Annotated in this window: 1 pseudogene; it reads left to right on the forward strand. The window is 66.5% G+C overall.

The features are described 5' to 3' along the window. Nucleotides 1-60 precede the first annotated feature (60 nt). Nucleotides 61-245 (forward strand): annotated as a pseudogene (locus R0J87_RS23535) (UDP-3-O-(3-hydroxymyristoyl)glucosamine N-acyltransferase); the annotation flags it as partial.

Below are 245 nucleotides of genomic sequence, written 5' to 3' on the forward strand. Positions count from 1 at the left end.
TCGGGGTAAGACAAACCCGGGCCGCCGTTTGGCCCACTGCCCGCCCGTGGCGTGGCAGGCGTGCCCCCCACTGCCGTGGGAGCAGACGGCGTTAAGCGGGGTGAAGGCGTCTCGGTGCAAGGCAATGCGGTGATTGACGCAGGCGTGGTGTTGGCAGAGCGCGTGGGAGTGGGGGCAGGCAGCGTGATCGGTGCGGAGTGTCTCATTGCTGATGCTACGCGGCTGCAAGCCAATGTGACGGTATG

Origin of the sequence: Halomonas sp. SIMBA_159, assembly GCF_046536035.1 — a bacterium.
Classification (GTDB): domain Bacteria; phylum Pseudomonadota; class Gammaproteobacteria; order Pseudomonadales; family Halomonadaceae; genus Vreelandella; species Vreelandella venusta_A.